The sequence below is a fragment of the Solihabitans fulvus genome, from assembly GCF_008386585.1.
Classification (GTDB): Bacteria; Actinomycetota; Actinomycetes; order Mycobacteriales; family Pseudonocardiaceae; genus Solihabitans; species Solihabitans fulvus.
The window spans coordinates 1-253 of sequence record NZ_VUOB01000201.1 but is presented as its reverse complement, the minus strand read 5'-3'; the positions used below and the strand labels follow the sequence as shown (position 1 = coordinate 253).

1 protein-coding gene is annotated in these 253 nt (G+C 74.3%); it reads right to left on the bottom strand.

Annotated features, from left to right (window positions below; genetic code table 11):
• The coding region (locus F0L68_RS41295; protein ID WP_149855362.1) for a low temperature requirement protein A at positions 1-253 on the bottom strand (253 nt) is incomplete at both ends.

Here is a 253-nt window from a genome sequence, read left to right as displayed (position 1 = left end):
CGCGATCGCGACGAAGGCGATCCAGCTCCACGGCACGGGCAGGAACAGGCGCAGGATCCAGGCAACCTGGCAGACCGAGACCCCGACGGCGTACCGCAGCGCGGCCGGTCGGCCGGCCGGATCGTCGCGGGCGGCGCGCAGCCACTGCGCGAGCAGCGCGAGCCGCATGATCACGTACCCGATGACGGGGACGGTGAAGTCGAAGCGCTCGAACGCCGCCGGGATGCCGGCGGCCAGCACCAGCGCGCCGGCG